Origin of the sequence: Cryptosporangium minutisporangium (genome assembly GCF_039536245.1) — a bacterium.
Lineage (GTDB): Bacteria > Actinomycetota > Actinomycetes > Mycobacteriales > Cryptosporangiaceae > Cryptosporangium > Cryptosporangium minutisporangium.
In genome coordinates this window covers 149,322-170,890 of the sequence record NZ_BAAAYN010000012.1, presented here as the reverse complement: position 1 = coordinate 170,890, position 21,569 = coordinate 149,322, and the positions used below count along the sequence as shown (strand labels likewise).

General features: G+C 71.3%; 16 protein-coding genes. 4 read left to right on the top strand and 12 right to left on the bottom strand.

What is annotated here, in order from left to right; all coding sequences use genetic code 11:
• Nucleotides 1–96: 96 nt before the first annotated feature.
• The gene (locus tag ABEB28_RS10425) at nucleotides 97–2,193 is read right to left on the bottom strand and encodes an HNH endonuclease signature motif containing protein (RefSeq protein ID WP_345727806.1); all 2,097 of its coding nucleotides are present in this window, start codon (nucleotides 2,191–2,193) and stop codon (nucleotides 97–99) included.
• 119 nt (nucleotides 2,194–2,312) lie between these two features.
• Between ABEB28_RS10425 and ABEB28_RS10420 the strand changes: the two genes are divergently transcribed.
• Complete coding sequence (locus tag ABEB28_RS10420; RefSeq protein WP_345727805.1) at nucleotides 2,313–3,704, top strand: class II fumarate hydratase; 1,392 nt, start codon at nucleotides 2,313–2,315, stop codon at nucleotides 3,702–3,704.
• A 70-nt stretch (nucleotides 3,705–3,774) separates the two neighbouring features.
• Here ABEB28_RS10420 and ABEB28_RS43095 read toward each other — a convergent pair whose 3' ends face one another.
• From ABEB28_RS43095 to ABEB28_RS10390, 6 genes are all read right to left on the bottom strand, one after another.
• On the bottom strand, nucleotides 3,775–4,467 hold the full coding sequence (locus ABEB28_RS43095) for an aggregation-promoting factor C-terminal-like domain-containing protein (RefSeq protein WP_425558936.1): 693 nt from the start codon (nucleotides 4,465–4,467) through the stop codon (nucleotides 3,775–3,777).
• 1,378 nt (nucleotides 4,468–5,845) lie between these two features.
• On the bottom strand, nucleotides 5,846–6,604 hold the full coding sequence (gene fabG, locus ABEB28_RS10410) for a 3-oxoacyl-ACP reductase FabG (RefSeq protein WP_345727803.1): 759 nt from the start codon (nucleotides 6,602–6,604) through the stop codon (nucleotides 5,846–5,848).
• Nucleotides 6,605–6,787: 183 nt separating this feature from the next.
• Complete coding sequence (gene phoH2, locus ABEB28_RS10405) at nucleotides 6,788–8,242, bottom strand: RNA 5'-3' helicase PhoH2 (protein WP_345727802.1); 1,455 nt, start codon at nucleotides 8,240–8,242, stop codon at nucleotides 6,788–6,790.
• Nucleotides 8,243–8,510: 268 nt separating this feature from the next.
• Complete coding sequence (locus ABEB28_RS10400; protein ID WP_345727801.1) at nucleotides 8,511–9,710, bottom strand: PucR family transcriptional regulator; 1,200 nt, start codon at nucleotides 9,708–9,710, stop codon at nucleotides 8,511–8,513.
• A 216-nt stretch (nucleotides 9,711–9,926) separates the two neighbouring features.
• Complete coding sequence (locus ABEB28_RS10395; protein WP_345727800.1) at nucleotides 9,927–10,694, bottom strand: isoprenyl transferase; 768 nt, start codon at nucleotides 10,692–10,694, stop codon at nucleotides 9,927–9,929.
• A 129-nt stretch (nucleotides 10,695–10,823) separates the two neighbouring features.
• Nucleotides 10,824–12,662 (bottom strand): phosphoenolpyruvate carboxykinase (GTP), encoded by a 1,839-nt coding sequence (locus ABEB28_RS10390; protein WP_345727799.1) that lies wholly within the window; start codon nucleotides 12,660–12,662, stop codon nucleotides 10,824–10,826.
• 407 nt (nucleotides 12,663–13,069) lie between these two features.
• On the opposite strand from ABEB28_RS10390, the gene trhA reads away from it, so the two are divergent.
• Nucleotides 13,070–13,744 (top strand): PAQR family membrane homeostasis protein TrhA, encoded by a 675-nt coding sequence (trhA, locus tag ABEB28_RS10385; protein ID WP_376981231.1) that lies wholly within the window; start codon nucleotides 13,070–13,072, stop codon nucleotides 13,742–13,744.
• Between the two features lie 154 nt (nucleotides 13,745–13,898).
• Here the strand turns inward: trhA and ABEB28_RS10380 are convergent, their stop codons facing one another.
• From ABEB28_RS10380 to ABEB28_RS10365, 4 genes are all read right to left on the bottom strand, one after another.
• Nucleotides 13,899–14,525: a hypothetical protein gene (locus ABEB28_RS10380; protein ID WP_345727798.1), complete on the bottom strand. Its 627-nt coding sequence runs from the start codon at nucleotides 14,523–14,525 to the stop codon at nucleotides 13,899–13,901.
• A 161-nt stretch (nucleotides 14,526–14,686) separates the two neighbouring features.
• The gene (locus ABEB28_RS10375) at nucleotides 14,687–16,978 is read right to left on the bottom strand and encodes an asparagine synthase-related protein (RefSeq protein ID WP_345727797.1); all 2,292 of its coding nucleotides are present in this window, start codon (nucleotides 16,976–16,978) and stop codon (nucleotides 14,687–14,689) included.
• 164 nt (nucleotides 16,979–17,142) lie between these two features.
• Nucleotides 17,143–19,110 (bottom strand): thioredoxin domain-containing protein, encoded by a 1,968-nt coding sequence (locus ABEB28_RS10370; protein ID WP_345727796.1) that lies wholly within the window; start codon nucleotides 19,108–19,110, stop codon nucleotides 17,143–17,145.
• A 59-nt stretch (nucleotides 19,111–19,169) separates the two neighbouring features.
• Entirely contained in the window at nucleotides 19,170–19,805 is a 636-nt protein-coding gene (locus ABEB28_RS10365; RefSeq protein ID WP_345727795.1) for a TetR family transcriptional regulator C-terminal domain-containing protein, read from the bottom strand.
• A gap of 78 nt (nucleotides 19,806–19,883) precedes the next feature.
• Between ABEB28_RS10365 and ABEB28_RS10360 the strand changes: the two genes are divergently transcribed.
• The gene (locus tag ABEB28_RS10360) at nucleotides 19,884–20,282 is read left to right on the top strand and encodes an ester cyclase (RefSeq protein ID WP_345727794.1); all 399 of its coding nucleotides are present in this window, start codon (nucleotides 19,884–19,886) and stop codon (nucleotides 20,280–20,282) included.
• A gap of 17 nt (nucleotides 20,283–20,299) precedes the next feature.
• Here the strand turns inward: ABEB28_RS10360 and ABEB28_RS10355 are convergent, their stop codons facing one another.
• The gene (locus ABEB28_RS10355) at nucleotides 20,300–20,734 is read right to left on the bottom strand and encodes a hypothetical protein (protein WP_345727793.1); all 435 of its coding nucleotides are present in this window, start codon (nucleotides 20,732–20,734) and stop codon (nucleotides 20,300–20,302) included.
• Nucleotides 20,735–20,850: 116 nt separating this feature from the next.
• Here ABEB28_RS10355 and ABEB28_RS10350 point away from each other — a divergent pair, with 116 nt between their 5' ends.
• Nucleotides 20,851–21,552 (top strand): phosphatase PAP2 family protein, encoded by a 702-nt coding sequence (locus tag ABEB28_RS10350; protein WP_345727792.1) that lies wholly within the window; start codon nucleotides 20,851–20,853, stop codon nucleotides 21,550–21,552.
• Nucleotides 21,553–21,569 lie beyond the last annotated feature (17 nt).

Sequence of the window (21,569 nt, the reverse complement as noted above, 5' to 3'; positions counted from 1 at the left end):
CAGCTCAGCGCTCCCCGGGCAAGGACGACCGCCAAAGAGCACGCCGAATGCCGGGCCCACGTGCTGCTGTGTGGGCCCGGCCGACGCCCGTGCCGCTCAGAACGGCGGCAGGTCCTCCGCGCCCGGCGCGACCCCGACCGGCGCACCGTCGAGGCCCAGCAGGTCCGGGGTCAACGGCAGGTCCGGGGTCAACGGCAGGTCCGGGGTCAACGGCAGGTCCGGGGTCAACGGCAGGTCCGGGGTCAACGGCAGGTCCGGGGTCAACGGCAGGTCCGGGGTCAACGGCAGGTCCGGGGTCAACGGCAGGTCCGGGGTCAACGGCAGGTCCGGGGTCAACGGCAGGTCCGGGGTCAACGGCAGGTCCGGGGTCAACGGCAGGTCCGGGGTCAACGGCAGGTCCGGGGTCAACGGCAGGTCCGGGGTCAACGGCAGGTCCGGGGTCAACGGCAGGTCCGGGGTCAACGGCAGGTCCGGGGTCAACGGCAGGTCCGGGGTCAACGGCAGGTCCGGGGTCAACGGCAGGTCCGGGGTCAACGGCAGGTCCGGGGTCAACGGCAGGTCCGGGGTCAACGGCAGGTCCGGGGTCAACGGCAGGTCCGGGGTCAACGGCAGGTCCGGGGCCAACGGCAGGTCCGGGGTCAACGGCAGGTCCGGGGTCAACGGCAGGTCCGGGGCCAACGGCAGGTCCGGGGTCAACGGCAGGTCCGGGGCGCTCTGGGTCGTCTCATGCCGTGGTGCCTCGACGGTGTACCCGTGTCCGGCCGGGCTCGTCCAGGTGCAGGTCCCGGTCTCGCTGTCGTGCCGGAGCTGCCAGCCACCTTCGTCCTTCGCGCGGTGATGCCGGCGGCACAGCGGAACCAGATTGGCCGCGCTGGTGGGACCCCCGTCGATTCGGCGGACGTTGTGGTCGAGGTCGCAGCGGTACGAGGGCTGCGAACAGCCCGGGAACATGCAGGTGGGATAGGTCGCGCGCACCAGGTCGGCGAGTTCGGCGGACGGTCGGTACGTCGCACGCCCGAGGTCGGTGACGACGCCCCGGTGGTCGGTGAGCCACTTCTCCCAGCGTCCCGTGGCGGCCAACTCCCGGACGATCGCCGGCGGCACCGGGCCGTAGCCGGTGAGGTCGCCGGGTAGGTCGGTCGCGCCGAGCACCGTCGAGAGCGGCGCGACGAGCGCGACCCGGGGTGGCGCGGCACGCCTTCCGCTCAGCAGCGCGGCCCGAAGCTCGTCGGGATCGCGCTTCCGGTCCTGCGACCCGAACCCCGCATCAGACGGCCCGGGGCCAGCTGCGCAGGCATCGGCTGTGCCGGGGTCGGCTGCGCTGGGAGCGCCGGGGTCGGCGTCGGCGAGGTCGGCGTTCCCGGCCGCGGGGGTCACGGGAGTCGGGCTGTCCGTGGGAAGCAGGCCGGTCGTGACCGTGAAGATCCCCAGTTCACCGAGGGCCACCAGCGCGTCCGCCCGGCGTTGATCGATCGTGCGCTCGTCACCGCGGACCGCGGTGCGGCCGGCGATCCGGTCCAGCGCGACGCGTACCTGCGCGGCCCCGTCCGCCGGGAGGAACGCACGCAGCTCCGCCATCGCGTCCGGCAGCGGCGTGAACTCGACCCGGCGCCCGGCGCGGGCCTTACGGTGCCGTCGGTCGGCGCCGTCGGGGTCGGCCTTGATCACTTCCTTACGCGCGCGACGGGCCACTTGTGCTGCGGTCTTGTCCTCAGCAGCCGTCAGGAGCCGCGTCTCCGCGTCGGTCGCGTGATCGTCGTCCAGAGGCTCGAGACCCTTCACGATCTCCGCGGCGTGCCGGTAGGTGATCCGACCCTCGGCCAATGCCTGACGGGTGCGGAACAACCGCGTGTTCAGTACGCGGGCGACGTCGATACGTTCGGCCGCCGCCTGATTGGACCAGCGCAGTGCCGCCGCGACCTCCTCCCGACCCCAGTCCTCCTCCTCTCCCGGAGCGAGCCGCGAACCGGCCACCGCGAGGACCGCGGCGTTCAGCCGGGAATCGACCCAGGCGGCGACCCGCTGCCAGGCCTTCACGACGAGCACCTGCTCGGACGCGTCGGGCAGGATCTCCGGAACGCCCACCGCGTCCACCCGTCGGCGTGGCTCCGGCTGTAACGCGGCCAGGACCGCGACCAGCTCCGGCCCGACCGGAACTCCGTTGAGCTGCGAAAACACCCCGTGATCGGTCATGCCGAAACTCTGAACCCCGCCTACGACAAAACCCGCGCCGCCGGAGCCGTCCTGGGGACAAACGCGATTCACACCGGTCCACTGCGGCGCACCGGGCCCGAAAGGCGTAGGTATGACGTATGAGCGAGAGCGAATACCGGATCGAACACGACACGATGGGCGAGGTCCGGGTCCCGGCCGCGGCGAAGTGGCGGGCCCAGACCCAGCGGGCGGTGGAGAACTTCCCGATCTCCGGCGCGCCGCTGGAGCCGGCGTTGATCGCCGCGCTCGGCCGGATCAAGGCGTCGGCCGCGCGGGTCAACGCGCAGCTGGGCGTGATCGACGCGGACCTCGCCGAGGCCATCGCCGCCGCGGCCGAAGAGGTCGCAACCGGGCGCTGGAACGCGGAGTTCCCGGTCGACGTGTTCCAGACCGGCTCGGGCACCTCGAGCAACATGAACACCAACGAGGTGATCGCCACCCTGGCCACCGAGCGGCTGGGGAAGCCGGTCCACCCCAACGACCACGTGAACGCGTCCCAGTCGTCGAACGACGTGTTCCCGTCGTCGATCCACCTGGCCGCCACCGGCGCGGTGTCGGACGACCTGATTCCCGCGCTGGAGCACCTGGTCGCGTCGCTGCGGCGCAAGCAGGTGGAGTTCGCGGAGGTGGTCAAATCCGGCCGCACCCACCTGATGGACGCCACGCCCGTCACGCTCGGCCAGGAGTTCGGCGGCTACGCCACTCAGGTGGAGCTGGGCGTCGAACGGCTCCGGTCCGCGCTGCCCCGGCTGGCCGAGCTGCCGCTGGGCGGCACCGCCGTCGGCACCGGCATCAACACTCCGCCCGGGTTCGCCACCCAGGTGATCGCCGACCTCGCCACCCGGACCGGCCTGCCGGTCACCGAGGCGCGTGACCACTTCGAGGCACAGGGCGCCCGGGACGCGCTGGTGGAGGCCTCCGGCCAGCTCCGGACGATCGCGGTCGGCCTGGTGAAGATCGCCAACGACCTGCGCTGGATGGGCTCGGGACCGCGTGCGGGTCTCGCCGAGATCGCGCTCCCCGACCTGCAGCCGGGCTCGTCGATCATGCCCGGCAAGGTCAACCCGGTCATCCCCGAGGCGGTCGCGCAGGTCGCCGCCCAGGTGATCGGCAACGACGCGACGGTGACGTTCGCCGGTGCGTCCGGATCGTTCGAGCTCAACGTGATGCTGCCGGTACTGGCGCGGAACGTCCTGGAGTCGGTGCGCCTGCTCGCGAACGTGTCGCGGGTGCTCGCCGACCGCTGCGTGGACGGCATCGTGGCGAACGTCGAGCGGTGCCGGGAGTACGCCGAGTCGTCACCGTCGATCGTGACGCCGCTCAACCGGTACCTCGGCTACGAGGAAGCCGCCGCGATCGCGAAGCAGGCGCTGAAGGAGCGCAAGACGATTCGGGAGGTCGTCGTCGAGCGTGGCCATGTCGAGTCGGGCAAGGTCAGCGAGAAGGAGCTGGACGCCGCCCTCGACGTCCTGGCGATGACCCGGCCCTGATCAGCCGGGAGCCCCGCCTCGCAGTGCGAGGCGGGGCTCCGAGGCCGAGGCGGGGCTCCGAGAACCGTGCTCAGTACCAGCCGTTGGCCTGCGAGTGCGACCACGCGCCGCACGGCGTGCCGTACCGGTCCTTGATGTAGCCCAAGCCCCACCGGATCTGGGTGGCCGGGTTGGTCCGCCAGTCACTGGCGACCGTGGCCATCTTGTTGCCCGGCAGCGACTGCGGGATGCCATACGCCCCGGAGGACGGGTTCTCGGCGGTGGTCCGCCAGCCGCTCTCCTTCATCCAGAGCTTGTCCAGGCAGCTCATCTGGCTGGTGGAGAAGCCGTACTCGGAGAGCAGCGCACAGCCGGTCTTCTTGTTGCCGCTGTAGTTGTTGCAGTCCACCGGAGCGCTCGGCACCGGGTCGCCCGACGAGCCGGTCGACTCGGACTCGTCGTCCGACGCGGCGCTACGTTCCGCGCTGCGGGACGCACGCTCGTCCTCGGCCCGCTCGGCGTCCTCGGCGGCCTTCTTCTGCGCCGCTTCCGCCTTGTCCGCCGCGCGCGACCGGGCGGCGTCCAGGGCCTGCTGCTGCGCCTGCTTCTGCTGGATCTCGGCGCCCACCGGCTTGTCCTGCTCGGTGCCGGTGTCCGGGGGCGGCGTCGCCACCGTTACCGGGACGTCCGCCTTGAGCTCCTCCTTGACCTGGACCGTGTCCGGGTCGGTGTCCCGGAGGACCGTCACCGCCACCCCGATCGCCGCCGAGAAGACGAGCACCATCACCGCGGCGATCCGCAGGATCAGGTGCTTGCGCGGTAACGATCGCTTGGGGTCGGCCGGAGGCGCGATCGGCACCTCGGCGTCTGCGGCCGCCTGGAGGCGCTCGGCGCCCCTGAACTCGGTGTCGGCGTCCGGCCCGTACCCGGCCGGACGACGCTGGCCGGGGATCCCGTAGGCGGGCGGCACCGGCGGGAGCGCACTGGTGCGCGCCGGGGGGAGCTGCGCGGTGTCGTCGGCGTCCCGGCTGGACTCCCGGTAGGGCACGCCGGCCGCGGCCCGGAGCGCGTCCGCGTCCCAGGCGCTGCCTTCCGCGCCTCGGCCCACGCCCCACGGCTTCGCGTCCCAGGACGGTGTCTCGTCCTTCGGGCTCTCGAAGTTCCGGCCGCCGAAGGACGGTTCCTCGTAGTTGCGCCCGCCGTAGTTCGCGCGGTCGTAGTTGACGCCGCCGTACCCGTCGTAGGACTCGGCCGACCGGTCGTCCTGACGCGGCGGCGCGTAGCCGTCGACGGTCTCCTGCTCTCGCCAGGAGAAGCTGCGTGCCGCGGCGCCGTCCCGGCTGTCGGTCTCGCTCGACCGGCCCCACCAGTCGACCGACGGGGCCGGGTTCGCCGACATCGAATTCGGGGGCGTCTGGATCGGCGCACCGGCGGCCGGCGTCGCCGCGGTCGGCTCGTCGAACGAGTCGGCGTACCGGCGCCGAGCGCGCGGAGCCCAGTCGTCCGGGCGCTGGTAGGTGTACTGCTCCGAACCGGCGTAGTCGCTGGAGTGGGACCCAGAGCGTGGCGCTCCCGGCCGACGCCGGCCGGGTAAGTCGTCGCCCTGATCGCCGGAGGTGTCCTCCGGACCGTCCCATCCCCCTGCGCCGTACTCCTGATCGTCACGGAGGCGGTAGGTCATCGGCGCTGGCCCGTCCCCCGGTCCTCCGGTGCCTCGCACCGGAGGTCGTCACCGTCCAGGTGGCCGACGACTCCGGCCCTCCCGGCACCGGCCAGTAGGGAAAGTCCTGGCGCTGTCAACTGGGCGGGCAGTAAGCCCGTGCCCGGCAGCGCTGCATTCATGAGCACCTCTCGCGTCAGGTCGCGCCTCGAACCCCATCTGTCCGAGAGCTCGTCCGTCGCCCCTTGCACACTTCGAGCGAACGTACCGGACCTGGAGCCACGCGATCCTCGGCTGTGGCCACCTCTATACGTCTCTTACTGCTGCCTTAACAGTCCGTGGCGAGATGGTGTCGGCTATGCGAGATGCGGGGTGATTTCTCCCCCTGGTCGCGGCCATCCGGTGACCTGCCTCACCGAGGTCACCGGGGACTGGATCGAAACAGCGCCGCGCGGCCCCCACCGTAGGGAGCCACGCGGCGCGAAAGCCTTCAGACGAACGGTCAGTCCTTCGGACCGCCCGCGACGTAGATGACCTGACCGGAGACGAACGACGCGTCGTCGCTGACGAGGAACGACACCACGCCGGCGATGTCCTCCGGCACGCCGGGACGGCCGACCGGGATCATCGACGTCGCCGCCTTGATGAAGTCCTCGAACGGGACGCCGACCCGGGCTGCCGTCGCCGCGGTCATGTCGGTCTGGATGAAGCCCGGCGCGATCGCGTTCGCGGTGACGCCGTACTTGCCGAGCTCGATCGCGAGGGTCTTGGTGAAGCCCTGGAGGCCGGCCTTCGCGGTCGAGTAGTTCGCCTGGCCGCGGTTGCCGAGCGCCGACGTGCTCGACAGGTTGACGATCCGGCCCCACTTCTGCTCGACCTGGAACTTCTGCACGGCCCGGGTCATCAGGAACGCACCACGCAGGTGGACGTTCATGACCGCGTCCCAGTCGCTGTCGGACATCTTGAACAGCAGGTTGTCCCGGAGGATGCCGGCGTTGTTCACCAGGACGGTCGGCGCTCCGAGGCCGTCGACGACTTGCTGGATGCCGACCGCGACCTGCTCCGAATCGCTGACGTCGGCACCGACCGCGAGGGCCTTGCCACCGGCGGTCGTGATGGCGTCGACCGTGTCCTTGCACGCGTCCGCGTCGAGGTCGACAACGCCGACCGCGAAGCCGTCGCGGGCCAGGCGGATCGCGGTTGCGGCACCGATCCCCCGTGCTGCGCCCGTCACGATCGCTACCCGCTGCTCTGCGCTCACGCTTCCTCCTCAGTGCTGATCAGTGGCGATGCTGGCCAGTAGCCGAGACCGACCAGTACCAGTCAGGCCTGACCGCCACCTTACCGACGAGTCGGTCACTTACGGCCGTGACGGTGACCACCGCGGCCCGTGAACAACAAATGGGGGTCTCAGCCGCAGCCGAGACCCCCATTTGTTGTCATGTCAGTGCGGCAATTCCTCGAGCATCTCGGTGACGAGGGCCGCGATCGGGCTGCGCTCCGAGCGGGTCAGCGTCACGTGCGCGAAGAGCGGGTGCCCCTTGAGCGTCTCCACCACGGCCGCGACGCCGTCGTGGCGTCCCACCCGCAGGTTGTCGCGCTGGGCGACGTCGTGCGTGAGCACGACCCGGGAGTTGGCGCCCACCCGGGACAGCACGGTGAGCAATACGCCGCGCTCCAGCGACTGCGCCTCGTCGACGATCACGAACGCGTCGTGCAGCGAACGACCGCGGATGTGCGTCAGCGGCAGCACCTCGAGCAGACCGCGGCCCAGCACCTCCTCCACCACCGCGTCGCTGACCAACGCACCGAGGGTGTCGAAGACCGCCTGGCCCCAGGGGCTCATCTTCTCGGCCTCGCTGCCCGGCAAGTAGCCGAGTTCCTGGCCGCCGACCGCGTAGAGCGGGCGGAACACCACGACCTTCTTGTGTGCGCGGCGCTCCATCACCTGCTCCAGGCCGGCGCAGAGCGCGAGCGCCGACTTGCCGGTCCCGGCCCGGCCGCCGAGCGAGACGATCCCGACCTCGTCGTCGAGCAGCAGGTCGAGGGCGACCCGCTGCTCGGCCGAGCGGCCGTGCAGGCCGAACGCGTCCCGGTCGCCGCGGACGAGACGCACGGTCTTGTCCGGCCGGACGCGAGCCAGCGCCGAGCCGCGGCCGGAGTGCAGAACCAGGCCGGTGTGGCACGGAAGGCCCTGCGCCCCGGCCAGGTCGATCGTCTCCTCGCCGTAGAGGCGCGCCATCTCGTCGTCGCTGATGTCGAGGTCGACCATGCCGGTCCAGGGCCGCTCGGCGACCGACACCATCTCGGCGCGGTACTCGTCGGCGTTCAGGCCGACCGCACCCGCCTTGACCCGGAGCGGCACGTCCTTGGTCACCAGGACGACGTCCGCGCCCTCGGCGGCGAGGTTCAAGGCTACCGCGAGGATCCGGGTGTCGTTGGTCTCGGCCCGGAAGCCTTGCGGCAGGTTCTCGGTCGACGCGTGGTTCAGCTCGACGCGCAGCATGCCGCCCGCCTCGTTCACCGGCACCGGGACGTCGAGCCGGCCGTGCTTGACCCGCAGGTCGTCGAGCATGCGGAGCGTCTGCCTGGCGAACCAGCCCAACTCCGGGTGGTGCCGCTTGCCTTCCAATTCGGTGATGACGACGAGCGGAAGGACTACCTCGTGCTCAGCGAACCGCCCCAGCGCACCGGGGTCGGAGAGGAGAACGGAGGTGTCCAGGACGTAGACCTTGTCGCCGACGACGTCGGCTGGGTGTTCCTCCGTACGGGACGTCCGCTCGCGGGTGCGACGGGTCGGAACTGCGCCGTCCGATGCGGACGGTGCCGCCACGGGCGCGGTGACCTCCGTTGGAGCGGGGTCGCTCAGTGAGGTCTCTGGGGTACGACGATCGGACATGAAGTGCTCCTGGTCCCGCGGGCGCGCACCCGTGCGCCCACTGGCTCGCCGGGTCCGGTACCCGCCCTACGGGGCCGGGTGCCGGCCCCGCGACGAAGACAACCGATCGAAGGTTTCAACGCCTGGGCCTCCCGGGTGGGGATCGAGAGCCCCACCGGGACGAACGCTACGCCGTCGGACGGGGTTCCGGGTCCGTAACGCCCAGATCTGCCGTACCAGCATGTGAACATCCCGTAACAGGACAGGTACTCAACCGGTCAGACCAGGGTCAGGCGGGCACCGCTTGCTTGCTGAGTAATTGGTGACCACGGAGTGCCATCTCGAACTCCAGCCGGACCAATGGATCGCGCAGGCGGTCACCGAACAGGCTCTCCGCGCGCCGGAGTCGGTACCGGACGGTCTGCGGGTGCAGGTTCAGTATCCGCGCGACGGCCGGTGCGCCGTTCCGGCAGCTGAGCGACGCCAGCAGTGTCTCGACCATGCGGTGCTGCTGACGGGGCGTCAGCTGGCGCAGCGGACCGAGGTGCCGGTCGATCAGCATCTGCACGAACGCTTCGTTCTCCAACAGGACGACGCTGGCCAAATGCGACTCCGCGCGGACGACGCCCTGCTCCGGTTGCTCGACGATGCCGCGGTCGACCAGGTCCAGGCACCGGCGGGCGAGCTGGAGCGAGTTGCGGGCGGACCCGAGCGGCACCGCGGGGCCGGCCACGACCAGGCATCCCGCAGCGAACCAGCGATGGGCCTGGTCCAACCACGAACTGGCCGCGGGCAGCAGCAGGAACGGCCGCCCACCGCCGCTGCCGACGAGGATCTCGCGCGGAACGTCGGCGCCGACCCGCACCGGGCCCTGCGCGATCACGGCGACCACCTCCCCGGGCAACGGCCAGCGCGCCGCTCGCGCTGCCTCCGCGAGCGCCTCCGGCTTGGTGCCCGGCGTCAGCAAGAGCTTCAGCAGGCGGCCTCGGCGCCGGTCGTCGGGGGCCGAGGCGGCGGCGTACCCCTCCGTGGCGTGTTCGGCCAACTCGTCGATGTGGGCGAAGACCGCGTCCGCGATCCGGTAGATCTGTGCGGGCGGCACACCCGCGATGCTGCTCAGCTCCGCCCACCGCCGCCAGGACAGTCGAGCACCCACCCGGTACGCCGAATGCAGCGCGTCGAGGCTTCGACCGGCCCGACGCTCGGCCCGGCCGATCGCGCGATGGACCTCTGCGGCGGTCTCCAGGTCGCCGTCTCCCCGGCTCACCCGGCCGACGAACTCCTGCAGTGCCTGCTCGACGCCGCGCTGGATCGTGTGCCGGTAGTCCGCGTCACCAGGCCGGTCGTACTCCGGGACCTGGTGGGAGATCTCGCGGACCATCTCCGCGGCCAGGTCGGGGATCTCCCGGCGCATCAGCGGCGCCATGTCGCTCGGCAGGGTCGGCCACGGACTGGACAGATCCGGCCGGCTCGGAAGGGCCTGCTTCATCGCACACCTCACCATGCAGATCGCGCCGCTTCGCGCCCGGCAATAGGCGACACAGTTCACGACGAGAGTGAGCCCACGGTATCCACGCCGGGGTGATTTCACCGCTCCGAGGGCGCAGCTTTGTGCGGTCGCCCAGCCGGGCCAGGCACCACGAACGGCGGGCCCCGTCGGCTCTGCCGGTCCAGCCGGCTCAGCGGCTCCGCCGGTCCAGCCGGCTCAGACTCCGAAGCGACGATTGCGCTTCGCGTAGTCGCGGAGCGCACGGAGGAAGTCGGTCCGGCGGAAGTCCGGCCAGTGCGCGTCGCAGAAGTAGAACTCCGAGTGCGCGCTCTGCCAGAGCAGGAACCCGGACAGCCGCTGCTCTCCGGAGGTCCGGATGACCAGATCGGGGTCGGGTTGGCCCTTCGTGTAGAGGTGCTCGGCGATGTGGTCGACGTCGAGGACCTCGGCCAGCTGCTCGATCGGCGTCCCGAGGCTGGCGTGTTCGTGCAGCAGCGACCGCACCGCGTCGGCGATCTCCCGGCGGCCCCCGTACCCGACCGCGATGTTCACCGAGGTGCCCGTCTTCGAGTGGGTGCGCTCGGCGGCGTCCTTGAGGATCCGCGAGGTCTCCGCGGGCAACAGGTCGAGCGCGCCCACCATCCGGAGACGCCAGGGCTGGTCGTCAGCGGCGAGGTCGGTCGCGACGCCCTCGATGATCCGCAGCAGCGGCGCCAGCTCGCTCTCCGGGCGCGACAGGTTATCGGTGGAGAGCAGCCACAGCGTCACGACCTCGACGCCTTGGTCGGTGCACCAGCCGAGCACCTGCTCGATCTTCCGTGCGCCGACGTGATGACCCTCGTTGGGGTCGTCGAACCCGGCTTCCCGCGCCCAGCGCCGGTTGCCGTCGAGGATCACCCCGACGTGCCGAGGGCGCGGTGCGCCGGTCAGCTTGCGGACGAGCCGCCGCTCGTAGAGGGAGTAGAGGACATCCCGAACAGCCACCTCGGCAGGGTACGCCCCCGAACCGGGCACTCGGAACGACATGTCGGTTACCGATGCGCTACCGATCGTCGACGGCGCTCGGCCCGGTCAGCGGGAAACACTGACCGGGCCGGTTGCTCGAGCTAGTTCTTACTGCACGCCCAGCTTGCTCTTCAGGACGTCGAGCTCCGCCCACAGCACACCGGGCAGCTTGTCGCCGAACTTCTCGAACCACTCGGTGACCTGCGGGATCTCCGCGCGCCACTCGTCGGCGTCGACGGCGAGGGCGGCGGCGACCTGCTCGGAGGTCATGTCGAGCCCGGAGACGTCCAGCGCACCCGGCGCCGGCACGTGACCGATCGGGGTGTCGACGGCGTCCGCCTTGCCCTGGATGCGCTCGACGACCCACTTCAGCACGCGGCTGTTCTCGCCGAAGCCGGGCCAGAGGAACTTGCCCTCGTCGTCCCGACGGAACCAGTTGACGTAGAAGATCTTCGGCAGCTTCGACGCGTCGCCGGTCGGACCGCCCTTGCCCATCTCGATCCAGTGCCGGAAGTAGTCGCCGCCGTGGTAACCGATGAACGGCAGCATCGCCATCGGGTCACGCCGCACGACGCCGACCGCACCGGCCGCCGCCGCCGTGGTCTCCGACGACAGGGTCGCGCCGAGGTACACGCCGTGGTTCCAGTCGCGCGCCTCGCTGACCAGCGGGATCGTCGTCTTCCGGCGACCGCCGAACAGGATCGCCGAGATCGGCACGCCGTTCGGGTCCTCCCACTCCGGCGCGATGATCGGGCACTGCCCGGCCGGGGTGCAGAACCGCGAGTTCGGGTGCGACGACGGCTCGGACGACTCCGGAGTCCAGTCCCGACCCTTCCAGTCGGTCAGGTGCGCCGGCGGCTCGTCGGTCATGCCCTCCCACCAGATGTCCCCGTCGTCGGTCAGGGCGACGTTGGTGAAGAGCGAGTTGCCGCGCTCGATCGTCCGCATGGCGTTGGCGTTGGTGTCCCAGCCGGTGCCGGGCGCGACGCCGAAGAACCCGAACTCGGGGTTGAGCGCGTAGAGCCGACCGTCCTCGCCGAAGCGCATCCAGGCGATGTCGTCGCCGAGCACCTCGACCTTCCAGCCCGGGATCGTCGGCTCGAGCATCGCGAGGTTGGTCTTGCCGCAGGCCGACGGGAACGCGGCCGCGATGTAGTTGACCTCGCCCTGCGGGTCGGTGAGCTTCAGGATCAGCATGTGCTCGGCGAGCCAGCCCTCGTCGCGCGCCATGACGCTGGCGATCCGCAGGGAGAAGCACTTCTTGCCGAGCAGCGAGTTACCGCCGTAGCCGGAGCCGTAGCTCCAGATCTTCCGCTCCTCCGGGAACTGGACGATGTACTTCTCCGGATTGCACGGCCAGGCGACGTCCTGCTGGCCGGGCTCGAGCGGCGCACCGATGGAGTGCAGCGCCGGCACGAACTTGGCGTCCGAGCCCATCTTGGCCAGCACGTCCGAACCCATCCGGGTCATGATCCGCATGCTGGTGACGACGTAGGCGGAGTCGGTGATCTCGACGCCGAACATCGGCTCGGCCGCGGTGAGCGGACCCATGCAGAACGGGATGACGTACATCGTGCGGCCACGCATGCAACCCCGGTAGAGGTCGGTCATGACGGCCTTCATCTCGGCCGGGTCCATCCAGTTGTTGGTCGGGCCCGCGTCGGCCGGATCCACCGAGCAGATGAACGTCCGCTCCTCGACCCGGGCGACGTCGGACGGATCAGTCCGGGCCCAGAACGAGTTCGGTTTTTTCTCCGGATTCAGGCGGACCAGGGTGCCGGCTTCGACCAGTTCGTCGGTGAGCCGAACCCATTCTTCTTCCGAACCATCGACCCAGACGACGCGGTCGGGGGTGGTGAGCTCTGCGGTCTCCCGGACCCAGGCGAGCAGCTCCGCGTGGGTCGTCGGGGCCTCGGCCAAGCCGGGGATCGCGGTGGGGGCTGACATCGATCACTCCTCGGGTGGGCGCACACTGACCGGTTTCCCGTCCGTGGGGAACGCCAGAAGACCCGCTTGGGTGGCGGGGTTCAGGCGGGTGTGCCAGTCAGCGTAGACCCGACAGAACGGACTGTCGGCCGTCCGCATTGTGAGAACTTGCATAGGCATCGATTCAGTACAGGCGTTCGCTCACCAGCCCTGTGAGCAGTCCGTTCACCCCTCCGCGGGCGAGGTTTCATCAGCTTTGACGCATGCACAGCGCGCGCTCACAGCGGCCTAACCTACGGTGGCGTAACCTCGAACTCGTGCGAAGTGATGACGTGACGACCGAGGGTCTGACGACCGACAACCTGGCGGCCGGCGGCGTGACGATCGACGACGTCGCAGCGGAGGCTGCGGACGGCTCTCCGGTCCTGCTGAGCCGCTCCAGTTCACTCAAGCGGGGGCCTGACCCCCTGGGTCGGCCGCGAATGCGCGGCTGGCTGCACGTGTACGCCGTCGGCGTCGCCGCGGTGTGCGGAATCGTGCTGTGCAGCATCGCTGCGAGCCGTCCCGGCTGGAACTACTTCTACGGCTGTCTGGTGTACAGCCTGACCGTGTGCGGCCTGTTCGGCACCAGCGCGCTGTACCACCGGCGGATCTGGGGTCCACGGGGCTACGCCACGATGAAGCGCCTCGACCACTCGATGATCTTCGTGTTCATCGCCGGGACCTACACGCCGTTCTGTTTGTTCTTGCTCGAACCACCGAAGGCCGACTGGCTGCTGCTCGTGGTCTGGGTCGGAGCCGCGATGGGCGTTGCCCTGAAGATGGCCTGGCCGTCGGCGCCCAAGTGGCTGGGCACGCCGCTCTACATCGGGCTCGGCTGGATCGCCGTCCTCGTCCTGCCCGAGATCGGGCAGGCCAGCCTGACCGCACTGGTTCTCCTCGCCGTGGGCGGCGTGATCTACTCGGTGGGCGCGATCTTCTACGCGACCGGCTGGCCCAACCCGTGGCCGACCACGTTCGGGCATCACGAGTTCTTCCACGCCTGCACGCTGGTGGCGGCCCTCTGCCACCACATCGCGATCTACTTCGCGTTGTTCACGTAACTTCTGTCTAGATCGAACAGAAGGCCGACCCCTTCCGGGGGTCGGCCTTCTGTGTTCGGTGCGGGGCGGGCGCTTCCGAGCCTTCAAGCTAAGTCTTCGGACGCTTCGCCGCGCCGCTCCGCAGCACCGGTCCGCAGACGGCGTGAGTTTGCCCTCAGCCCGTGGCCTCCGCGCCGCCGTCCGCACCTGCAGCGTCCGCACCTGCAGCGTCGGGGCCGGCAGCGTCGGGGCCGGCGGCTCGGACCCGGTCGACCTCGCTCATCGCCGCGCGCAGCTGGTCGAGCCACTCGTCGGCGTTGCGCCCGACCAGGCGGACGCACCACGCCAACGCGTCCGAGCGGGAACGGGCCACTCCGGCGTCGACGAGAGTGTCGAGCACCTGCCGCTCGGGCTGCCGCAGGCGGGTCATCACCGGAGCGGAGTGCGTGGTGAACAGCTCCCGGGTGCTGCCGGCGACCGCGCCCCACGACACCTTGCGGCCGTAGCGGTGCTCTCCTTCGCGGGCGACCCGGATGCGGGCGTCGCGCGTCTCCTCCCGGAAGCGGGCGATCAGCCCTGCCTCGTGCGCCGCCCGGTCGGCGTCCGACGCGTCGGCAGCATGCTCGACCGGCAGCGTGCCCACCACCAGGATCTCGTCGCGGTCGACCGCCACCTCTGGTGGGCCGACGAACCACCCGTTGGGCAGCCGCCCGGCGAACCAAGCGTGAGCGTCCTCGGCCGGCGGAAGGTCAGCCTGCTGCCAGCCGCCGGATCGCCCGAAACCGCGTCCCTGTCCGCGCATGACGCCCTCCTTACCAACACCGTTACACCGATTACATGATTACAAGACCATGATTACACCCTTGCGCCACCGAGCGCCAGCAGCAGAACGGCCCCACCCGATGGGTGGGGCCGTTCTACGAGCCGAGGGTCTCGGCCGCCGCGGGAGAGGCGGGCGACGCCTTAGCCGACGCGCACCGCGACCGCGAGCGGCGTCTGCTCGCTGCCTTGGCCGAGGGGGTTGTCTCCGAACAGGTTCTCGAAGAACTCCTCCGGACGGTCGGCGTCGCTGCCGAGCACGTTCCGCCCGATGTCGTTGGCGTCGATCACGACGACTCCGGCGAGCGTCTGCGCCAGCTGCGGCAGCCCTGCGTCGGTGAGCGACGCGACGATCGTCGCCTTGAGCTTGGCAGAAACCCGGTCGGGGTGAGCAGGCGCGAGCTTCGCGGACACGTTCGCCGGGTATACCGAGTACTCCGTAGGGCCGTCGATCGCCCGGACCGAGTGGCCCGCCACCTGGTAGAACAGCCCGCGCTTGCCGACTGCCTTACCGGCCGCGCTGATGCCGGCCGCGAAGAGGATCCGCGGCAACCCGGCCTCCCGGATCGCGAGTTCCATCGTCCACGGGCTGCCGAGCCCGATGCCGTACGGCGTCTTCACGACGAACTTGGCCAGCGTCCGCGCCCACCAGGAGGGCTCGATGTCCCAGATGAAGTACGAGCGACCCTGCGAGATCGCGATGATCTTCTCGCTGACCAGCAGGTACCACGGGCCGTTGAACGCGGACAGGTACGTCCCGTCGGCCCGGACGTGGTTGACGAACTCCGCGACGTACGAGGTGATCCGGCGCGTGTAGTCGTCCCCGGAGGTGAACAGGTCGGTGCGGATCGGGAACCGCAGCCAGCGCTCACCGTCCACGGTGATCTCGAGCTGCTTGTTCGCGTTCGCCTCGAGCGGGCCCTTGATCCGAACCGGCTCCTTCTCCTCCGGCTTCGGGTCGAGGAACTCCTGCGCCCAGATCTCGACGCACCAGATCCGCCAGAACAGGTCGGCGTCGTGGTTGCGTCCCTTGATGAAGTCCTCGAACGCGACCAGGACGTTCTGCTGGTGGAACCACGGCCGGTTGACGAACGACTCGGCGAGGAACGTGCCGTAGATCCGGTTCTTCAGCCGGAGCAGCCAGTCGCGAACCGGCGCCGAGTTCCGGACGTCCCCGGGCGCACCGGAGGGCAGCGCGGCCCGCAGGGAGGCCCCGCCCTGACCGGCGTCGGCGACCGGGTTGGCGAACGGCGTGTGGATCCGGATCCCCAGCCGGGCCGCCGAGCGGTCGGCGGAGCGGCGTGCCTCGGCCAGCCGCGCCGCGCCCGACGCCGCCGGGCTGGGCGTTCCGTCCGGGGTGGTCGAGGCGGAACCCGTGGCCAGCAGCGTCGTCGGCGCCACCTCACGACGCGCCTTCTTGCCGGTGGCCTCCACCGTCAGGCCGTAGGCGGCGATCGCCCCGACCGGGTCGAGCAGCGCGTCGGCACCGCCCTCCTTGGCCGTCTTCGCGACCGCGTACTGCACGTACTCGCCGAGGTCGGCGACCGGCTCGCCCTGGACGCGGAGGAACTCCGGAAGGTCGGCCGCGAGCGTGTCCGCGTTCACCCGGACCGAGTGGACGGTGACGCCGAGCGCCGCGCCGACGGCGCCGGAGTAGAGGTCTTCGGTGGTGTCCATCGGCGCGAAGCTCGACGAGAAGAACGCCGACGCCGGGAGGTCCGGAGTGTTCTTGGCGGTCGCGGCCAGAGCGGCACCGGGCAGGCCGAGGCCGAGCCGGACCGCGGGCCGCTGGCTGCCTGCGAGCGCGCGCCGGGCCGCGGCCAGGCCGTCGACCGGCGGGGTGACCGCGTCGATCGACCGCGCGACCGCGCCGCTGGAGTCGACGACCAGCGCCTGCCCGACGGGCAACCGGCGGATCCCGGCGAAGAACGTCGCTTCGCCGTCCTCGCCGCCACCGGTGAGGACGAACTCCACCACCCGCTCGGTGTCCGGCGCGGAGGAGACCAGGCCGGCCTCGACGAGCGCGGCCGGTTCGGAGGCGAACGCCAACCCGTCCACGCCCGCCGCCGCGGGGGCGTAGTAGAGCGGCGCCCCGGCCGCGACGAGAACGAGCGCCTCCCGCGCGGGGTCGAGCAGCGCCGCGGTCCACGGCGTCGGCAGCGTCGCCAGCAGCTCGACGCCCCCGGCCGCGTACCGATCGGCGACGGCGGCCGGGTCGATCCCGGCGGCCACGACGACGGTGCCGTCCCGGCCGGTGAAGCTTGCTCCGGGCGCCCCGGCGCGCACGGCCAGGCCGATCCGCCCACGCTCGTGGCGCTCCTCCGCGCCGCCGCGATGGGCGAGAGCGCTGCCCAGAGCAGTGAGGGCGGCCTCCCGCCCCGCACCGTGGGGCGCACCGTAGTACCCCGCGATGCCGCCCGGCTGGTGGTCGGCCATCGGCGCTCCCGCCTGAGACCGTGCCGCGTCGCCGTCCGTCTCCGTCACGCCCATGAAAGCCGCCCACTCCAGCTGAAGCACAGTTCCCGTCTCGGCTGACCCCCGCGGAGGTCTCGCCGATCCTAGCGAGCCGGTTCGACCCGTCCCGCGCGACGGCGGGCGGGCTACCGCACCTGGGTGGCGAGGACCGCGGGATCGGTGGTGGGACGGTCGCACACGAAGCCGTGGCAGACGTAGGCCGCCGGCGCACCGCCGACGAGCGGACGGTCGGCGAGCAGCGGTACGCCCTCGGCGTCCGGCTCCCCGGCGACGACCACGGCACCCGGGGACGTCGCCCGCCAGGCGGTCCGCCGCAGCGCGTCCGCATCGGGGCCGGTACCGACGACCGCGACCTGCAGCGGTCCGGCGACCGCGGCCTCCCCGACCGCGCAGGCCCAGCCCGCGAAGCGGGCGAACCGCTCGGCGACCGGAGCCATCTTCGCCAGCGCGCCCTCGGCCGCCTCGCGGTGCCGGATCGACGCGGTGAGCGCGGCGTAGCTGAGCAGCGCACCGGCCACTGCGGAGGACCCGGACGGAGTCGCGTTGTCGGTGGGGTCCTGCGGGCGGCGGATCAGCGCCTCGGCGTCGTCTGCGGTGTCGAAGAAGCCGCCGGAGCCGTCGGCGAACCGGGTGAGCGCGGTCTCCAGCAGCCCACCGGCCGCCTCGAGCCAGCGAGCCTCGCCGGTGACCTGGTGCAGTGCCAGCAAGCCCTCGGCGACGTCGCCGTAGTCCTCCAGCACACCGGCGTGCTCACCGACCCGCCCGTCGCGGGAGGTACGCCGGAGTCGGCCGCCCACCAGGTGCACCCGCAGCAGCAGGTCGGCCGCTTGTGCGGCGGCGTCGACGGTTCGCTGGTCGTCGGTGAGCTCGCCGTACTCGGCGAGCGCCGCGATCGCCAGACCGTTCCAGGCCGCGACGACCTTGTCGTCGCGCGCGGGCTGCGGGCGCTTCGCGCGCGCCGCCAGCAGTCGCTCGCGGATCGCGGCCCAGCGCGCCGGATCGTCGGGATCCCGCCGGAGCTGCAGGACGCTCGTCCCGTGCTCGAACGTGCCTTCCGACGTGACGCCGAGCAGCTCCGTGGCCCAGGCGCCGTCCTCCTCACCGAGTACCTCGACCAGCTGGACGCGGGTCCAGGCGTAGGTCAGGCCCTCGACGCCGTCGGTGTCGGCGTCCAGTGCGGACGCGAAGCCGCCCTCCGGCGTGCGCAGGTCGCGCAGCAGGAACTCGGCGGTCTCGCCGGCGACCCGGCGGGCCAGCGGATCATCGGTCGCGCGCCAGAGGTGCAGGTAGACGCGGAGCAGCAGCGCGTTGTCGTAGAGCATCTTCTCGAAGTGCGGCACGGTCCAGGTCGCGTCGACCGCGTACCGGGCGAACCCACCGCCGAGCTGGTCGTACATCCCGCCGCGGGCCATCGCGTCGCAGGTTTCGCGGACCATGCGCAGCGAGTCGGCGCTTCCGGTGCGGGCATGGTGGCGGAGCAGGAACTCCAACCCCATCGACGGCGGGAACTTGGGCGCGCCGCCGAAGCCCTTGTGGACCGTGTCGAAGTCACGCTGGAACGTCGTGGCCGCGGTGTCGAGTTTCTTCACGTCCAGCGGCTGGCCCGGACCGAGGCTGCCGCCGGTCAGCGCCTCGACGACGTTGCGGCCCTGCGCCACCGCGTCTTCCCGCTTGGTGGCCCACGCCTCCGCCACCGCGACGACGAGCCGCTGGAAGTGCGGCTTCGGGAAGTAGGTGCCGCAGAAGAACGGCTCGCCGTCCGGCGTGCAGAACACGGTCATCGGCCAGCCGCCCTGACCGGTCATGGCCTGAGTGGCCTCCATGTAGACCGCGTCGACGTCCGGACGCTCCTCGCGGTCGACCTTGATCGGCACCGTGTACTGGTTGACCAGCGCGGCGGTCTCGTCGTCCTCGAACGACTCGTGCGCCATCACGTGGCACCAGTGGCAGGCCGCGTAGCCGACCGAGAGCAACACCGGGACGTCGCGGCGCTTGGCCTCGGCGAATGCTTCGGCCGACCAGGGCCACCAGTCGACCGGATTGGTCGCGTGCTGGACGAGATAGGGCGAGGTCGCGTCACCGAGCCGGTTCATGTCCGTAGCCTGCCACGCCCGATCGACACGAAACCCCGCGTCGCCCACCCGCCGCTCGATCACCCGGTGGAGGGCCGACCGAGCCGGGCACCGATCGCCCGCCGGGCCCGCTCGTGGGCCGTCGGGTCGTCCAGCAGGAGCGCCGCCGAGTTGGCCGCCGCCGCGACGGCGTCCACCTCGAACGCGACCTGCGCCGGATCGGTCTCCGGCGGCAACTCGCCCAGTTGGACGGCGTCCCGGATCGTCCCGGCCAGGAGCTGCAGCCAGTTCCGGCGAGCGGTGGAGAGTGCGTCGCGGACCGGGCCCGGCCGGGCGTCGAACTCCGCACCCACGTGCAGGAAGAAGCAGCCGCCCGGAAACAGACGGCGCTCGGAGTAGACGAGCCAGCCGTCGGTCAGCGCCTCGACCCGACCCAGCCCTGGCCGTACGGCGAGGGCCGGTTCCACCACCCGCGCGCGGAACAGGTCGACGGCCGCCTCGACGACCGCCAGATGCAGCCGCTCGGTGGAGCTGAAGTGCGCGAAGACCGCGCTCTTGCTCAATCCGAGGTCGGTCGCGAGCCGGCCGAGCGACAGCCCGGTGAGCCCGTCGACCGAGGCCACCCGGGCGGCGTGGTCGAGGATCTCCCGGCGGGTGGCCGCCCCGCGAGCGATCCGCCCGTCGCCGGACTTCGGTCGCCTTCGTTCCGCAATCACGGTGCCAGGGTAGGCGCCCGTGCGGCACACTAATTGCACGACCGTGCGATTAGTTCGGCCAACGCCCCGGAGGACGCCGTGGACATCGCCGCCCGCTTCACCGCCGTGAACGAGGCCTGGACCGGCCAACAGTGGGACGCGTGGCGCGCCACCTGCGCGCCCGCGTACACGTTCCGGCCGCTGCCCGGCTGGCAGCTCGACGTTCCGGAGACGCTGGCGTGGAGCCGGGCGGTGTTCACCGCGTACCCGGACTACCGGGAGACCGTGCGGCACCTGCACGTCGCCGGGGACACCGCGATCGCCGAGGTGGCCGGCACCGCGACGCATACCGGCCCGTTGCGCCTCTTCGACGGACCGGAGCTACCGCCGACCGGTCGCCCGCTGCGGCACGAGTACGTCAAGGTGCTGGTCTTCGACGACGCCGGGCTGGTCACCGAGGATCGTCAGTACCTCGACCTCGCGGCGTTCCTCGGCTAGGCGTCGGTAGTCCGGCGTCAGTAGTCCGGCGTCAGCAGGCCCTGGAAGCCGACGATGATCGCGATCAGGCCGAACACCGCCAGCAGCAGCGCGGCACCGGTGGGCGCCTGCACGACCGGCTCGGTGCGGGTCGCACCGGGCGGCTCCGGGCTCGGTGCCGCCCCGGCGCGGGAGGTAGCTCGCCCACGCAGCCGGTCCCAGAGCAGCGCGACCCCCACCCCCAGTCCGACGATCTCGAAGTGGAAGACGCGTGGCCCGTCGGTCAGGTGGACGAGCAGGTAGTAGCCCGCGGTGACCAGCGCCACGAGGCCGACGATCCAGCCGTAGGGCGCCGCTGCCCTGGCCGCCAGTCCGAGGTCGGGACCGACCTTCGGCAGGCGCTGCAGGAGGACGGCGGCCAAGAGCAGCCCGCCCGCGATCATGGCGAAGTCGAGCAGGAGCGCCATCACCATCGTCGGAGTCCTTTCGTCGTACCCGCGTGAGGAAGACGAGCCTCACCAGGAAGAACGAGCGACGCCCCGCGGTCGCCCAATCCCGGCCCGAACTCCGGTGAACGTAGCCTCTTGGCATGCCTCCGACCTGGGCCGCGGCCGACCCGCGCCGCGCGCGGCCGTGGGTCACGGCGGCGATCGCCGCAGCCGGGTTCCTCGCGATCACGATCGGCGTGGACAGCGGGCTGCTGATCGGATTCGACCGGTGGATGGCCGACGGCGACGCCGAGCGTCAGGGCTCAGCGCTCTACTGGCCGGCCCGCGCCGGGTTCTCGCTGGGGCAGAACTGGGTGTTCCCGGCGGCGTCCGCGGTCACGGCGGTGGTGCTCGGGATTCGCCGACGGTCGCTGCGGCCACTGCTGGGCGTGGTGGGAGTCTGGCTCGTCCACACGCTGGTCGTCGGCCTGGCGAAGCTCTGGGCCGGCCGCCCGCCGCCCGGGACCGGCGACCCACACCTGCACGCGGACGCCGCCGAGCTGAGCCTGCGGATGAGCTATCCGTCCGGCCACGCCGCGAACATCGTCGTGTTCAGCGCGACACTGGCCGTCCTGGTCGCCGCCCTGACCGAGGACCCCCGCTGGGTCAACCGCCTGCTGGCCGTCGGCGCGGTGAGCGCCGCGCTCTGCTGGGTCTGCATGGTCTACCTGGGTTACCACTGGGCCACCGACGGGTTCGCCGGCATCGCGTTGGGCGCCGTGGTGAGCGCGCTGCTCGTCCCGCTCCTCGCGTGCTTGACCGTGACCCTGCCGGAGCGTGATCTCGCGTGCGACAATGGGTAGTACATCAGTTCGGACGC

What these genes read in the sequence shown, in the direction of transcription:
- ABEB28_RS43095 (WP_425558936.1), bottom strand. Translation starts at nt 4,467, where the DNA reads ATGGTGCTCGTCTTCTCGGCGGCGATCGGGGTGGCGGTGACGGTCCTC.
- ABEB28_RS10425 (WP_345727806.1), bottom strand. Translation starts at nt 2,193, where the DNA reads ATGACCGATCACGGGGTGTTTTCGCAGCTCAACGGAGTTCCGGTCGGG.
- ABEB28_RS10420 (WP_345727805.1), top strand. Translation starts at nt 2,313, where the DNA reads ATGAGCGAGAGCGAATACCGGATCGAACACGACACGATGGGCGAGGTC.
- ABEB28_RS10350 (WP_345727792.1), top strand. Translation starts at nt 20,851, where the DNA reads ATGCCTCCGACCTGGGCCGCGGCCGACCCGCGCCGCGCGCGGCCGTGG.
- ABEB28_RS10380 (WP_345727798.1), bottom strand. Translation starts at nt 14,525, where the DNA reads ATGCGCGGACAGGGACGCGGTTTCGGGCGATCCGGCGGCTGGCAGCAG.
- ABEB28_RS10375 (WP_345727797.1), bottom strand. Translation starts at nt 16,978, where the DNA reads ATGGCCGACCACCAGCCGGGCGGCATCGCGGGGTACTACGGTGCGCCC.
- ABEB28_RS10400 (WP_345727801.1), bottom strand. Translation starts at nt 9,710, where the DNA reads ATGAAGCAGGCCCTTCCGAGCCGGCCGGATCTGTCCAGTCCGTGGCCG.
- ABEB28_RS10390 (WP_345727799.1), bottom strand. Translation starts at nt 12,662, where the DNA reads ATGTCAGCCCCCACCGCGATCCCCGGCTTGGCCGAGGCCCCGACGACC.
- phoH2 (WP_345727802.1), bottom strand. Translation starts at nt 8,242, where the DNA reads ATGTCCGATCGTCGTACCCCAGAGACCTCACTGAGCGACCCCGCTCCA.
- ABEB28_RS10355 (WP_345727793.1), bottom strand. Translation starts at nt 20,734, where the DNA reads ATGGTGATGGCGCTCCTGCTCGACTTCGCCATGATCGCGGGCGGGCTG.
- ABEB28_RS10370 (WP_345727796.1), bottom strand. Translation starts at nt 19,110, where the DNA reads ATGAACCGGCTCGGTGACGCGACCTCGCCCTATCTCGTCCAGCACGCG.